Origin of the sequence: Actinophytocola sp. (assembly GCF_035762905.1) — a bacterium.
In the GTDB taxonomy this organism is placed as follows: Bacteria; Actinomycetota; Actinomycetes; order Mycobacteriales; family Pseudonocardiaceae; genus DASYTH01.
On the sequence record NZ_DASUCC010000109.1, the window covers coordinates 45,231 to 59,789 of the forward strand.

Consider the following 14,559-nt stretch of genomic DNA (forward strand, 5'->3'; position numbering starts at 1 on the left):
TGCACGGGAGTTCGTGAATCCTGCACTCCTGTTCACCCATGCTCCATTGCAGACACTTACTGCAACGGGCCCATCATTTGTGCAAGACGGGTGTCGCAGAAGAATACGAATATCTTTCCACGCCGGCTGTGTCCTTTTTGTTACCATGGCCTGGTTTGATGGAGCACAGCGACGCCGGTACGGGGGAGGTACTCGTGCGCGAAAGAACGCCCGGGGGAGAGGTGTCGGCAGAGCGCCCGGCACGCGTCAGGATACAAAACTGGAACGTGAAATCGGCCGAACGCCTTGAATACTGGAATGAACTGACCGACAGCACCCGCTACGGCAAGAGCGGGATGCCCCAGGTCCTTGCCGAGCCGACTTTCCGGGCCGACTACAGCGGACACTGGGTCGGCGACGCCGGTGTGGTGGCCGGCAGGATGGATGCCGGGTCGTTCCTGATCGACCGCCAGCGGGCCGATGGCATCGACAGCAGTCGTGTGCAGCTCATTCTCTCGGGCTGCAACCCGGCGCAGATCGACGCGCGAGGCTGGACACACGACATCGACTCCGGCTCGCTCTACCTCCAGTTTCACGACGAGCCGCGGCGCGTCGTCTGGCGAAAACCGGACCGGCAGCTGATCGTGGACATCGACTCGACGCGGCTGACCCTGGACCGTGCGCTGCTGCGGCGTGCCATGTTCGCGCCGCTGCTGGTCGATCGCGAGATGGTGGACCTGTTCGTCCGGTCCGCGACCAGGATTCTGCACCTGCCGCGCCCCGCGATCGCGGCCGCCGGATCGTTTCTGGTCAGCCTGGTCGAGCTTCTGGTCCGAACTGGACTCGACGACGACGTCATGCTGGCGGAGACCGGTCCCGCGCGCCGGGAGCAGGCGCTTGCCGTGATGCGGGAGAACCTGTCGCGCCCGGACCTCAGTGCCGAGGACGTGGCCGCGGCCCTGAACATCTCGCGCCGCAGCCTGTTCCAGCTCTTCGACGCAACGCCGCCGATGACGGTGCTTCGTCAGATGCGCATCGCGCGAGCCCGGGAAGTCCTGAGCGACGACAGCCGGGACGACCTGACCATCGAACAGGTTTCCCGGATGTGCGGATTCGGTACCGCCCGCGGCTTCAACAACGCGTTTCTCCGGGAATCCGGTCAACGCCCCACCGACTTCCGGCGCAATCGCGGCGGGCCGCCGGCCATGGAACTCCGGCTACCGTAGTTGAGCGGCCGGCACGATGGCGGCCGCGATGAATCCCGCGGCGGCGATGACCGTTCTGATCAGGTGATAGTGGCGCCACTCGTCCCGGAGCGAGGACCAGGAGTCCGGTATCGAACCGGCCCAACTGTCCGCCAGCACGTTCAGCGGCACGAGGGTCGCGATCGTGAGCACGATGCCGGCCAGCATCGTGGCCGCGGCGGCGATGCTGGCGACGAGCACGATCGTGTCCTTCTTGAAGCTGAGCGCCGCGACCACGGTTGACGTCAGGATTCCCCCGACGAACAACGGGGGCATGAACCGTCCGTAGTCTCGGTTCACCGCATGCCAGTACGACACATAGGCATTCGGACTCATGGTGGTGAGGCCCGGGTTGAGCGCGATGCCGACGCACAACCCGGCATACAGTCCGGAGAGGAGCAACGACAGCACGATGGAGATCGCGTAGATCGGCTTCATCCGGGAGCTTTCCCTTGTGATTCCTGCGGTGCGCTACAGAACGGCGATCCCGGCGATCACGTGGATCGCGGCCAACACCGCTCCGCCGCCGATCAGTCCGCCTTCCTTGCGCCAGATCCCGATGCCGACATCGATCAGCTGGATCGCGGCCGCGACGAAGAGGAACCAGGCAACCCCGACCCCGCGCTCGAACCAGGGCAGGACCGCGGCGACGACGCCGAACGGTACTGCACGCGCGGCGTACATGTAGGCGAAGAACCGCTCCGCGGCGGTGATCGATTCGGACCCGCCCATGGCCGCCGGTCGGACCGCGGCGAACGCCGCGAACCCCACGCTGAGCAGCGCGGCCAGTGTGTTCAGGATGAGGAGAACGGTCATTATCCCACTCCAGCACTGTATACAGAGTCAACTATTGATTGATGGTACAGTACTGCCATGGAAGCGACAACGGACGCGGAGGGGCCACTGGCCGAGTCGTTAGCCTTCCGGCTGACCGTGCTCGGCGGGACCATGCAGCGGGAGTTCGCGCTGCATCTCAAGGAGGCCGGGCTGACGCCGAAGCACCTCGGCGTGCTCAACGTGGTCGACCGGGCGCTGGCCCGCACGCAGGACGACGTCGCCACCCTCATGCAGGTCACCCCGGGCATGGTCGTCCGCCTGGTCGATCGCCTTGAGCAGCGCGAACTGCTGCAACGCCGGCGGGACCCGGTCAACCGCCGTCGCCACATCCTCACCGTCACCGCCGACGGCGCCCGGGTCCTGGCCACCAGCGCCGCCTTCGCCGCCACCCTGGACGCCCAACTGGTCGCCACCACGGGCACCGCGCTGGCCGGCCAACTCGACCAGGCCCTCGCCGCCCTCATGCGGACACTCACCGGCTCCCGCTGACTCCGTAACGAGTGCGGGCCGGCTGAGGTCGGAGTTCCTACCCGCGGGGACGGATCCGGTCGACGACGAGGCGGTCGAAGAGGTCGCCGGCAAGCGCGGGGGTGTGGCGATCGACGGACCGGTGTGCGGCGGCGACGTCGCCCTGCCACCGGGTGATCACGTCGGCGTGGAAGTCAATGAGCTTGTGCACGTCCGCCGGGGTCAGCTCGGGATGGAACTGGCAGCCGAAGACCCGGTCGCCGTAGCTGAACGCCTGGACCGCGGTGTGCTCGTTTCGCCATTCGACTCGTACGCCGGGCACCGAGCTGATCTCCGGTGAGATCGACTGGTAGTGAAACGACGGCACGACCAGTTCGGCTTGCCGGTCGTGCGGCTGGGCGACCGGAGTGAGCCCCACCTCGATCGCGCTGGACGAGGCGATCGAATCCGGGCGCAATGCCTCGGCGATGAGCTGGGCGCCGAGGCAGATTCCGATGACCGCGTATTCCGCGCTTTCCGGATTTGTCACCAGGCATCGGGTCAGGTCGATGGCCGAACGCATCCATTCCGCGTCGGAATGGACCGAGGTCTGGCCGCCGGTGAATACGTAGGCCAGGTCCGGGCGAGGAGATTCGGCCGGCAAGCTCGTCAGATTGCGGCGTGCGGAGGTGAGACCGGCCTCCGACAGTCGCTCGGCGATTCGGTCGGCGTAGTCGAGGCCGTCGTAGATCACCCCGTCCGCGACGCAAATCAGAACATCCACGATCCGAGGCTACGGTGATCAGAACCATTTCGTCCACAAGTTGATCGCCGACTCGAGGGAGGCGACGACGTTCACGATGACCAGGATCGTGACGACCAGGTTCACCCTGGCCACCCGCCGCGCCTGGTCCTCGGCCAGCCTGCGTTCGACCGCCTCCCTGGCCATCTGCAGCAGGGTCTCGGTGCGCTCCCGGGTCTTGTCGGTCTCCCAGGCGTACAGGAGGCCGTCCCGGAGCTTGAGCACGTGGTGGTCGTAGCTGAACGTCGGGCGGACGAGTGCCTGGTAGTCGGCGCGCAGGCGGGACTCGAGGCGGATGAGCCAGGCCAGGTTCTCGTCGGTGAGGGACGCCCGGATCAGCCGGTCGGCGGCCGAGGCGCTGCGGTCCATCCGGGCGTAGAGGACGTCCAGATGCAACAGCAGGTGCTCGAGTTGGTCGAGGGTGTGCCGCGGATCCGCGGCGGCCAGCAGTGAGAAGGCGTACCCGGCATAGAAGAACTCGTCGACCCACGGCGAGTCCGACGTTATCGGCGCGGGTGAGCGCGGATAAACGAGCTGGCGAAGTTCATCGGAAAGCGTGCCGCGACCGGGATGACTGTGCGACGTTTCCCCCACATACGTGAGGTTGAAGTACGGCAACAGGGTTTCGCAGTCCGCCCCGGGGCTGCAATGGTCGGAAACCTCGACCAGGGCTGGCAGCAGGACATCGCGGATCTTCCCGGAAACCGGGTCTCGGCCTTTCGGTCCGAAACCGTCGATGAGTCGCCGGCGGCGGTCGTCACCCCAGCCGTCGGCCACCGCCATCCGCACGGCCACCGATCCGTAACCGTCGGGGAAGAGCATGCCGGTGACCTTGAGCCGCACCGGCAGATCGACCGCCTGCGCGACAATCTCGGTCAGCTCGGTATTGAACTGTTCGGACCCGGCGAAATGCGTCAACAACTCGAAGGGTGGATTGCCGAAGGTCAGCGACCCCCGCAGGAACTGGTCCATCGGCCGGTCCACCGGAACGATCCGGCCTTCTGGGTCGAGTATCCCATCGGCCGGTACCGAGCACACCGGCCGCTCGTCCAGCGGATCCGCCCCGGGGTAGAACGGGCCCGTCAGGAGAAGCTGTGCGGTGCCAACAAAGTCGACGCTCTGCGCGTCTAACCCGACAGGGTCCACGCGGCGAGGGTAGCAGGGCATGATCCACGACCGAGCGGTTCGACGAGGATGCGGGCCACGTCACGGTCGGCCCTGCTGGTACCCGGTGTCCGCTGCGGGGGCCGCCCATGGGGGTTCCGTGGCCGCGCTCATCAAGCCGACCAGAATGGCAAAGCGGCCATCCCCGGTGTCAGTTGAACCGGTCGTTCGGGACGCAAAGGCACAATTGAACCGACCTGAAGGTGATCACGCGGGGTCCGGTTCTCCACGATGTCCATACCACATCACCGCGCCGAGCGTAGCCGGGCAGCATCAACTTGACAAAAACTTGACACGCGGCGAAGGCTGACCGATTGGCACGATTGTCCACCGTCAGGCGGGCATATCTTGACCACGGACGTCACGTCCCTACTGTCCAAATTGGTGCCTTTGTTAGCCGATGATCAAGATTCTGTTGACATGACAGATCGGCCCGGTGTAGCGTGATCGAGAGCACAGAAGAGCGTTGTGAACGCTGCCGTGTGTAACTGGGGGTGTAATCGCTTGTCGACCTGATGGTCTATTGAGCTTATCATTTGAAGTCGTCGCAGGGGGTTTTCGCGACGTCGGCTTTTTCCTGCATAAATCAATGTTCAGTGCTGCGCAGGAGGGGATCCAACGTGGTGCGTAAGGTCGTTGTTGTCGGCGGTGGTACGGCGGGCTGGATGACCGCCAGCTATCTGCAAGCCACCTTCGGGGAACGGATAGAGATAACCGTCATCGAGTCGGATCGGGTGCCTACGATCGGTGTCGGAGAAGCCACATTCAGCACCATTCGCCACTTCTTCGAATACCTGGGTTTGGCCGAGTCCGACTGGATGCCCGCGTGCGGCGCGACCTACAAGCTGGCCATTCGATTCGAGAACTGGCGCCGGCCGGGGCACTATTTCTACCATCCATTCGAGCGGCTCCGTTCCGTCGACGGATTCCCGATTTCCGAGTGGTGGCTCGCCCATGGCGAAGGCGACCGTGCCGACCGTGACATCTTCCTCATGGCCGCGTTGGGCGATGCGCTCCTGGCGCCCCGCTACCTGGACGGACGCCTGTTCGATGACGGTCCGACCGCCTCTGACCAGCAGGTTACCGGTCGCACCACGTTGTCGGAACAGACCGCTCAGTTCCCATACGCATACCATTTCGACGCCGCACTGCTGGCCGCGTTTCTCCGGGATCGGGCGGTGCGCCTCGGTGTCCAGCACGTTCTCGACGACGTGCAGAACGTCAATCTGAGCGCGCGGGGTTCGATCGACCACCTGGTCACGAAGAATCACGGGGAACTACGAGGCGATCTTTACATCGACTGCTCCGGATTCCGCGGGCTGCTGATCAATCAAGCTCTTGGGGAGCCATTCGAGTCATATCAGGACTACCTGCCCAACGACCGGGCCGTCGCGCTCCGCGTCCCGGCGGACCAGCAGCGGGACGGTATTCCGCCGTACACCCGGGCCACCGCGATGGACGCCGGCTGGATATGGACCATCCCGCTCTTCCATCGCAACGGAATGGGCTACGTGTACTCGGCCGACTACTGCTCGCCGGAAGACGCCGAGCGGACCCTTCGGGAATACGCCGGCCCGGCCGCAGCGGACCTGGAGGCCAACCACATCAAGATGCGGGTCGGCCGCAGCCGCCGCTTCTGGGTGCAGAATTGCGTCGCGATCGGGCTGTCCGGCGGTTTTGTCGAGCCGCTGGAGTCAACCGGAATCTTTTTCATTCAGTACGGGATCGAGCAGCTCGTCAAGCATTTCCCGGCGTTTGGCCACGCGGAAGACCTGGCCGCCAGCTACAACACACTCCTGGCCCGGTGCCTCGACGGCGTCCGCGAGTTTCTGTTCCTGCATTACTACACGGCGGCCCGGGAGGACAACAGGTACTGGAAGGACGCCCGCCAGCGGACGGTGCCGCCCGGCCTCGCCGAGCGCCTCGAGGCCTGGCGGGTCCGCCTTCCCGACACCGAGAACGTGTGGTCGCACTACCACGGCTTCGAGCCGTATTCCTACACCGCGATGCTCCTCGGGTTGGGCGGTTTGCAAACCGCGCCGCGGCCGGCGTTGCAGCTGGTGGATCCGGCCCGAGCGGAGCGAGAGTTCGCCGACATCGCCGCTCGGTCCGCCGAACTCGTCCGCACGCTGCCCAGCCACTACGAATACGTCGCCTCGCTGCATGAGGCCGCAACCGGCTGAGCGCGGGCCGGTGTGGCCCGACCCGGGGTATGCCGTATATCGGGAACTCACGGAAGCACGGCAACGATGTCAGTAACGTCGGACTACGAAACCACAACGCATCCCACGGTCACGGCCGCGGGCGACCATCCGGCAGGGCACGTACCCGATCCGCCAAGGGCGTCGGTCCCGGAGTTCAAGGAGTTCATGCGGGGCTTTCCCAGCGGCGTGGCGGTGCTCGCAACGCTGGACGAGGAGGGCCGGCCGATCGGCATGACGTGCTCGGCGTTGTGCAGCGTCGGCCTCGACCCGCCGACGCTGCTGGCCTGCGTCGGTCGACTGGGCCGGATGCGCAGGGCCGTCGACCACACCGGCTCGTTCACCGTCAACCTGCTGGAGGGCTCCGGTCTGCAGCTGGCCCGGCGGTTCGCCGCCGGCCATGACCGGCCGTTCGATGGTGTGCCGTGGTCGCCCAGCCCCAACCACCACCTGCCCGTGCCCACCGAGCACGTCCATCGCAGCGCCGAGTGCCGGCTTCACACGTCGATCACGGTCAGCGACCATACAATCCTGATCGGTGAGGTGATCTGGGTTGCGGAATGCGACAGCACGGCCGAGCCGCTCCTGCACGGCTTCTCCGAGTTCGCCATGTGGCGGCCCGGTCTGGCGCCGCGGGGGCGGACATGACGGCGGGTGCGGCGACCGGATCCGGCGGAACACCGGATGAGCTACCGCGTCCGGATTCTGGTCGCACTGCTGATGGTCTACCTGCTCTGGGGCTCCACCTACGCGGCCATCGAGGTGATGCTGGAAACCATCCCGCCGTTGTTGGGTACCGCGCTGCGATTCGTGATCGCGGCGCTGGTCCTGTGCGCGTTCCTCCTGCCCGGGCACGGCTGGCGCCGGTTCCGGGTGCCGCCGGCCCAGGCGGGAAACGCGGTGATCGCGGGTCTGCTCACCCTCGCCGCGGCCCGCGGACTCATCTCGTACGGCCAACAGTTCGTCGATTCCGGCCTGGCCGCGCTGATGGTGGCGTCGGTGCCGGTGTGGATCATGCTGTACCGCATGATCGGCGGCGACCGGGCCCGCCCGGTGGCCATGCTCGGAATCGCGATGGGCTTTCTCGGTATCGCCCTGTTGTGCCTACCGGCCGGGGCAGGCGTCGCGGCGCTGCCCGTCGCCGGTGTGGCGGCGCTGCTGGTGGCCGCCGCGTGCGAGGCGGCCGGGATGTTCGGGACGTCGCGACTGGCCATGCCGCCCGATCCGCTCGCCACGGTGACCATTCAGATGGCCGCGGCCGGCGTGGCACTGCTCCTCATGGCCGCGGTCACCGGCGAGTTCAACACCTTCGGCGCCCCGTCGCTCGCCTCGGCGCTCTCGGTGCTCTACCTGGCCATTCCGGGCGGAGTGGTGCCGTTCGCCTGTCTGATCTGGCTGCTCCGAAACGCTCCGGTGTCGATCGCGTCCACCTACGCCTACGTGAATCCCGCGATCGCCCTGGTGCTGGGCTGGCTGTTGTTGGACGAGCAGGTGCGTCCGATCGCTCTGCTCGGCGGCGCCCTCGTGCTCGCCGCCGTGATCATGGTCATCCGCGCGGAGCACCGCGGCGATCACGGGCCAAAAGCCGTTGAACGAACCGGAAATTCATCGACATATGTCACGGGGGATGGACAGCGTGCCAAACAATCACCATGAGGCATCGAAGTCAGGCCTGAGCCGCCGCGAGGTGCTGCGCCGGGGCGGACAGTTCGCCGCAGTGGCCGGCGGTGCCTCGCTGGTCGCGCCCGGGATCGCCTCGGTGGCGGCCACGGCCGACCCGGTTGAGCAGGCGGCCGATCGTGCGGACGCCACGCTCGTCGAGGGCACGAACACGGCCGCGGCCGTCTCGCCCGACGGCCGGTGGTTGGCCCTCGATCTGGTCACCGGGATCTGGGTGCTGCCGATCAGCGGTGGGCGGGCCCGCCGCCTCACCGACGACCTCACCGATGCCACCCAAGCCCATTGGTCTCCGGACGGGAGCCGACTCACCTTCCAGGCGTACCGGGACGGCAACTTCCACCTCTGGATGATCCGCGCGGACGGCTCCGGGCTGCAACAGCTCACTTCGGGCCCGTTCGACCACCGGGAGCCCAAGTTCTCGCCGGACGGCCGGCTGCTGGTCTTCACCTCCGACCGCGGCAACACCGGCAGCTACGGTGTGTTCAGCTACGACCTGGGCAGTGGCGCCATCCGCGCACTGACCGACACGCTCGCCGAGGAGGCCATGCCGAGTTGGTTCCCCGGCTCCGCCAACAAGATCGCATTCACGTCGAACGAGGTCGCGATCGACGCCGTCGACCTGAGCACCGGGACGGTGGAGCGACTCGTCACCGCGCCGGCCGACGCCCGGCTGTACGGGCCCTCGGTCGGACCGGACGGCCGGACGCTGGCCTACGTTCGGATCACCGGCGCAACGGCCGAACTCCTCGCCGGTGAGCGGGTGGTGAGCACCGTCGGCGAGGACGTGTTCGCCTTCCCGCCGACCTGGTTGTCGGCCAACGAGTTGCTCTACACCGCCGACGGCAAGATCAGGCGCCGCCGGCTCGATGCGAGCCGGGTGGACGACATCCCGTTCACCGCAACGGTCACGGTGGTCACGCGGAGCGGCAGACCGCAGCCGGTGCGGCGGGATTCCCAGCTGACGCATCCACGCCCGGTCAAGGGCATCGCCAGCCCGGTGTGCTCGGCCGACGGCCGCCGGATCGCGTTCCGCGCGGTCAACGCGTTGTGGTTGATGGACATCGGCGGCAGGCCGGAGCGCATCGTCGACGACGGCTACTTCGCCTCGGACCCGGACTTTTCGCCCGACGGGCGATCGCTGGTATACGTATCCGACCGCGCCGGCGACGCCGACCTGTGGCTGCGCGATCTCAGCACGGGTGTCGAGCGCCGGCTGACCACCCTGCCGGGCGCACAGCTGACCCCGCGGTGGAGCCCGGACGGCCGCCAGATCGCCTACCAGGACCACGACGGTGCCGCCTGGATCCTCGACCTGGCTTCGGGTTCGGTTCGCCAGGTCACGCCCAACCTGTTCCTGCCCGGTCGCCCGACGTGGTCGCCGGACGGCAATGTGCTGGCGTTGGCGGCGGTGAAGCCGTACTCCGCACGGTTCCGGGAGGGAACCAGCCAGATCCTCACCGTCGACCTGCGCACCGGGACGCTGACCTACACCGAGCCGATGCCACACGCGTCGCTGACCACGCGAGGCGACGACGGCCCGGTGTGGTCGCCGGACGGCCGGCACCTGGCGTTCGTGGTCGGATCCGTGGCCTGGGTGGTACCGGTCGACGGCACCGGCCGGTTCACCGGGACTCCTCGGCAGGTCACCAGCGAGGCGACCGATTCGCCTTGCTGGCAACGAAACGACCGGCTGATCTACCTCAACAACGGGCGGCTGCGCTCGGTTCCGATCGCCGGCGGCCAAGCCCGCGACATTCCGGTCGAGCTGAGCTGGCGGCTGGCCCGGAGTACCGACCGGCACGTCATCCACGCCGGCGCGATGTGGGACGGAACCGCGACCAGCCTGCGCCGGGACGTGGACATCGTGGTCGAGAATGGCCGGATCGCAGCCGTTCTGGACCATGTGCCCGGACGGTCCACTGTGGACGCTGCCCGGCTGACCGTGATGCCGGGACTCATCGATGCGCACAACCACTGGCACCTGCGCGGCCGGCAGTGGGGCGACCGGCAGGGCAGGTTATGGCTGGCCTACGGAATCACCACGACCCGTTCGCCGGGCGATCCCGTCTACCAGATGGTGGAGACCAGGGAGGCACTCGAGTCCGGTGCCCGGATCGGCCCGCGGTTCTTCGCCACCGGCGAGGCGATCGACGGCAGCAGGGTGTTCTACAACTTCATGCGCCCCACCCGTTCGGTCGCCCAGCTGGGCCTCGAGATGGACCGGGCGCGCGGGCTCGAATACGACATGATCAAGACCTATGTTCGGCTGTCCGTCGAGTTCCAGCGGCTCGTGGTGGAGCAGGCGCATCGCAGCGGGATGCTGCTGAGCTCGCATTATCTGTACCCCGCCGCGGCCGTCGGCATGGATGGCATGGAGCACTTCGGCGCGACCAACCGTCTCGGTTACTCGCACACCGTGAGCCGGCTCGGCCGCGCCTACGCCGACGTGATCGAACTGTTCGCCAAGTCCGGCATGTCGCTCACGCCGACCCTGTTCAACTCGTTCGTGCTGTATGCCGAGGACCGCTCACTCGTGGACGATCGACGGTCGAGGACGCTGTTCCCGCCGTGGGAGTACGAGCGCTACGTGGCGAGGGCCAACGACGCCACCAGGCCGCCGGCCGCGGTCAACCGGGAGATGCTGCGGTTCCAGACCGAGATGGTGCTGCGCGTGCATCGCGCAGGCGGGTTCGTGATCGCCGGCACCGACTCGCCGCTGGACAACGTCGCGGTCTCCCTGCACATGAACCTGCGCGCCATGGTCCGATTCGGCTTCACCCCGCACGAGGCCCTGGTCACCGCCACCGCCAACCCGGCGCGCTGGCTCGGGTTGGAGCACGAACTGGGCACCATCCGCCCGGGCGCACACGCCGATCTGTCGTTCATCGAGGGTGATCCGCTCGCCGACATTCGAGCCGCGGCAGCCGTGCGGTACGTGATGCTCGGTGGCCGCCTGCACACGATCGACGGCCTGATGGAACCGTTCACCACACCGGTTGCCGCCGCTGTGGCCACGCATCCCAGCGTGCGCCGGTTGACCACCCCGGACCGAGACGAGTGGTGGCACCGGCCGGAGTGGGCGATGCAGGTGTGCTGCGGAGCCACCGGAGGTGAAGCCGGACCCGCGGGCGCCCACTGACGACCCGCACCACTACGAGTTCCGCTCCCGGTTGCGCCGGTGCCGCCGAACCCCGAGGACGGCCCATGCCCGCTGGGATGGATCCGCTCGCGCCCTGCCGAAGCCACCCGCGCCGCTCGCCATGAAGGGCCAGAGCCATGACTTCTGTCAACAGCACCGTTTCCAGCCAGGCATTCCGTGAGCTCATGGCCAACTTCCCGTCCGGGGTGGCTGTGGTCGCGGCCTTCGACGGCACCGATCATCCATGGGGCATGACCTGCTCGGCGCTGTGCAGCGTGACCACCGCCCCGCCCACTCTGCTGGTGTGCCTGCGCCGGGGCGGGCCACCCTGGACGCCGTGCTGAGCGCCGGCACGTTCACGGTCAATCTGCTGCACGAAGAAGCTCGCGATACTGCCGAGTTGTTCGCCTCCCGCGATCCCGACCGCTTCGCGAAGACCCAATGGCAGGCGCCGCTTGGCTGTCTCGGCCCGCATCTGATGACCGCCGCGCAGGCGGTGGCCGACTGCCGGGTGGTCGATGTCAGCCCGGTGGGCGATCACATGGTGGTGTTCGGCCAGGTGGTGCGGATCAGCCCGGGCAGTAGCGGTGTGCCGCTGCTCTACGGGCTGCGCACCTACGGTTCATGGAGCCAGGCCGCTGCCCGACCGTGACCAGGCGAACCCGAGGATCCGTCCGCCGCCAACGTGCCAAGTGTGTTTCGTGCTACTACCGGTACACCATGGGCTAGTTTCGGCGGCCGGGCGCGCACAGGATCTGAAGCCGTGCGAACTCGACCTGCCATCGCCCGGCGACGCACCGCGGTGTTCGCCGCCACACTGGGACTGCTGGTCCCCGGCGTCCCACTGGCCGCAACGCCGACCGCGATCGCCGACGAGGTGGACTGCGCGAGCGTGCCGTGGATGGACCAGCGCAAGTCGGCCGAGCGAAGGGCGCGGGCGCTGTTGGCGGCGTCGTCGCTGGACCAGAAACTGCGCTGGCTCGACGAGCACTCGGCGAACGAGCCGACCCGGACCACGTTCACCACGGCCCGCCCTCGCGAGGTGCCGCCCGATCAGTTCACGCCGGTCACGTTCACCATGCCGGTGCAGGTGCCCTGCACGCCGACGATCCAGTACACCGACGCGCCGTCGGCCATCGCCGGAGCCGGACCCGGCGTGACCGTCTATCCGGCGAACGTGTCGCTGTCGTCCTCATGGGACACCGGACTCGCCTTCCGCAAGGGCGTTGCGATCGGCCACGAGGCATGGCGCAAGCAGCGCAACGTCCTGTTGGGGCCGGGCATCGCCAGCGGGCGGGACCCGCGCAGTGGCCGCACGTCGGAGTACCTTGGCGAGGACCCGGTGCTGTCCGGCCTGCTGGCCGGCGCGTACACCAAAGGCGTCGGCGCCAACGACCGCGAGCCGGTGCAGGCCCAGCTCAAGCATTTCGTCGCCAACGAGCAGGAGACCGACCGCACCAACAGCTCGTCCAATGTGGACCAACGGGCGCTGCGGGAGATCTACACGCTGCCCTACGAGATCGCGGTCGACCGTGGCGACGTCGGCTCCGTCATGTGTTCGTTCAATCAGGTCAACCACGACTGGGCCTGCGGGAGCGAGTCGCTGCTGCGACGGATCCTCAAGCAGGAGATCGGTTTCGACGGCTGGGTCGTCACCGACTTCGGCGCGCGGCACTACCTGACCGAGAATCCGCCGTCGCTCGCGGCGGGCCTCGACCAGGAGCTGAACGCCTGGCGCTACTGGACGCCCATGGCGATCAAGGAACAGATCGCGCTGGGCCGGCTGCGCGAGGCCGATGTCGACGAGGCGGCCTTCCGCATCGTGCGCGCGCACATCGCCTCCGGCCTGTTCGACACCCCGCGGATCGCCGCCCCCGACGCCGACGTCTCGACGCCGGACAGCGAGGCCCTCGCCCGGACGCTGGCCGAGCAGGGCGCCGTGCTGCTGAAGAACACCGGGATCCTGCCGCTGACCGGCGCCGGTAACCGGATCGCCGTCGTCGGTCCGACCGCGGCCAACACCCCGGAGACCGGCGACATCGACGCCTCCGGTGTCTGCCTGCACACCGCGCCGAACATCCCCTGCACCGCCGCGGCACCGCTGGACGCCATCACCGCCCGGGCGGCGGCCGCCGGTGGCACCGTCACCTACGCCAACGGCAGCGACCTCGCCGCCGCGGCGGCCACCGCGGCCGATGCCGACGTGGCGATCGTGTTCGGCTACTACCGGGAGGGCGAGTTCGCCGACCGGCCGAACATCTCCCTGGACGGCAACGGCGACGCGCTCATCGCCACGGTGGCCGCGGCCAACCCCAACACGGTCGTGGTCCTGCAGACCGGCGGGCCGGTCGTCATGCCCTGGCTCGGCGCGGTCAAGGGTGTGCTGGAGATGTGGTTCGCCGGCGAGCAGATGGGTCCCGCCACCGCCGCGCTGTTGTGGGGCGACGTCGCGCCGAGCGGCAAGCCCACCCACTCCTTCCCGAGGTCGGAAGCCGACCTGCCCACCGCGGGCGACCCCGAGCGGTACCCCGGCACGTTCTCCGACGGATCGATCGTCCGCCCGCCGGGCAGCGACGAGCCGCGCCAGGTCGAATACAAGGAAGGCCTGCAGGTCGGCTACCGCTGGTACGCCGCGCGGCACATCGAGCCGCTGTTCCCGTTCGGCCACGGCCTCACCTACACCACCTTCGCCTACGACGACCTGCGCATCACCACCGGCAAGGACCTGCACATCCGGTTCCGCCTGACCAACACCGGCACCCGAACCGGCACCGAGACCGCCCAGGCCTACCTACGCCTGCCCTCGGCCACCGGCGAACCGTCCAAGCGACTCCTCGGCTGGCAGAAGGTGACGCTGGCCCCGGGCCGATCGCGCACCGTCGACCTCACCATCCGCGCCGCCGACCTCGCCGATCTGCATCTGCTCCAGTACTGGAACCCGCACACCCGCAACTGGACCACCGCCAAGGGCAGCTACGAGATCACCGTCGGGTCCTCCTTCGACACCACCCTCCGCGACCGGTTCACGATTCGCTGACCTTCGGTGGACTCGGCCGCGGCGGAACT

The 14,559-nt window shown here is 67.8% G+C and carries 11 protein-coding genes and 1 pseudogene; 8 read left to right on the forward strand and 4 right to left on the reverse strand.

The window, feature by feature from the left end; translation table 11 throughout:
• Positions 1 to 158 precede the first annotated feature (158 nt).
• Positions 159 to 1,205 carry a helix-turn-helix domain-containing protein gene (locus tag VFV67_RS23585; protein ID WP_326472861.1) on the forward strand — a complete coding sequence of 349 codons (1,047 nt, stop codon included), beginning with the start codon at positions 159 to 161 and terminating at the stop codon, positions 1,203 to 1,205.
• Here VFV67_RS23585 and VFV67_RS23590 read toward each other — a convergent pair.
• Entirely contained in the window at positions 1,197 to 1,661 is a 465-nt protein-coding gene (locus VFV67_RS23590; protein WP_326472801.1) for a DUF1772 domain-containing protein, read from the reverse strand. The two genes, VFV67_RS23585 and VFV67_RS23590, sit on opposite strands and share 9 nt — an antisense overlap.
• A gap of 33 nt (positions 1,662 to 1,694) precedes the next feature.
• On the reverse strand, positions 1,695 to 2,039 hold the full coding sequence (locus tag VFV67_RS23595; RefSeq protein ID WP_326472802.1) for a hypothetical protein: 345 nt from the start codon (positions 2,037 to 2,039) through the stop codon (positions 1,695 to 1,697).
• Positions 2,040 to 2,096: 57 nt separating this feature from the next.
• Here VFV67_RS23595 and VFV67_RS23600 point away from each other — a divergent pair, with 57 nt between their 5' ends.
• Complete coding sequence (locus VFV67_RS23600; RefSeq protein ID WP_326472803.1) at positions 2,097 to 2,549, forward strand: MarR family winged helix-turn-helix transcriptional regulator; 453 nt, start codon at positions 2,097 to 2,099, stop codon at positions 2,547 to 2,549.
• Between the two features lie 37 nt (positions 2,550 to 2,586).
• On the opposite strand, the gene VFV67_RS23605 is transcribed toward VFV67_RS23600, so the two are convergent.
• A complete protein-coding gene (locus VFV67_RS23605) occupies positions 2,587 to 3,291 on the reverse strand; it encodes a type 1 glutamine amidotransferase (protein WP_326472804.1) in 705 nt (234 codons plus the stop codon).
• Positions 3,292 to 3,309: 18 nt separating this feature from the next.
• Positions 3,310 to 4,455 (reverse strand): hypothetical protein, encoded by a 1,146-nt coding sequence (locus VFV67_RS23610; protein WP_326472805.1) that lies wholly within the window; start codon positions 4,453 to 4,455, stop codon positions 3,310 to 3,312.
• A 638-nt stretch (positions 4,456 to 5,093) separates the two neighbouring features.
• Here VFV67_RS23610 and VFV67_RS23615 point away from each other — a divergent pair.
• The 6 genes and pseudogenes from VFV67_RS23615 (at position 5,094) to VFV67_RS23640 (ending at position 14,530) form a co-directional block, all read left to right on the forward strand.
• Positions 5,094 to 6,656, forward strand: coding sequence for a tryptophan halogenase family protein (locus VFV67_RS23615; RefSeq protein WP_326472806.1), 1,563 nt, complete (start codon positions 5,094 to 5,096; stop codon positions 6,654 to 6,656).
• Positions 6,657 to 6,722: 66 nt separating this feature from the next.
• Positions 6,723 to 7,322, forward strand: a complete 600-nt coding sequence (locus tag VFV67_RS23620) for a flavin reductase family protein (protein WP_326472807.1) — start codon at positions 6,723 to 6,725, stop codon at positions 7,320 to 7,322.
• Positions 7,323 to 7,358: 36 nt separating this feature from the next.
• Complete coding sequence (locus VFV67_RS23625; protein WP_326472808.1) at positions 7,359 to 8,330, forward strand: EamA family transporter; 972 nt, start codon at positions 7,359 to 7,361, stop codon at positions 8,328 to 8,330.
• The gene (locus tag VFV67_RS23630; protein ID WP_326472809.1) at positions 8,311 to 11,493 is read left to right on the forward strand and encodes an amidohydrolase family protein; all 3,183 of its coding nucleotides are present in this window, start codon (positions 8,311 to 8,313) and stop codon (positions 11,491 to 11,493) included. Before VFV67_RS23625 ends, VFV67_RS23630 begins: the two co-directional genes overlap by 20 nt.
• Positions 11,494 to 11,678: 185 nt before the next feature.
• A pseudogene (locus tag VFV67_RS23635) lies at positions 11,679 to 12,145 on the forward strand (flavin reductase family protein).
• A gap of 111 nt (positions 12,146 to 12,256) precedes the next feature.
• On the forward strand, positions 12,257 to 14,530 hold the full coding sequence (locus VFV67_RS23640) for a beta-glucosidase (protein WP_326472810.1): 2,274 nt from the start codon (positions 12,257 to 12,259) through the stop codon (positions 14,528 to 14,530).
• Positions 14,531 to 14,559 lie beyond the last annotated feature (29 nt).